Below are 275 nucleotides of genomic sequence, written 5' to 3' on the forward strand. Positions count from 1 at the left end.
GCGCCTGGGGTTCCGAGCTGTTTCCCTGCAAGGTGCCTTGGGTGTAATGGTTGGCCAGACGCAGTTTCCAGGTGTCGTTCAGGTAGTGCTCGAGGGCCAGGTCGAGGGTCTGGTTGTCGTTGCGAATGTCACCGTCGTTGGGCTCGCCAACGAACGTTGATCGCTTGACTGAGCCCAGCTGGCCATTCACGGCCGGGATGCCGCGGTCGAATACGGATTCGGTGCGGGAGAACTCGGCGTCCAGCATCAGCCGGGTATCCGGGGATATCTGCCAG

Annotated in this window: 1 pseudogene; it reads right to left on the reverse strand. The window is 61.8% G+C overall.

The features are described 5' to 3' along the window. Window positions 1–275, reverse strand: a pseudogene (locus tag AC0IYH_RS31495) (TonB-dependent siderophore receptor); the annotation flags it as partial.

This window comes from Pseudomonas sp. AC463 (assembly GCF_979253585.1).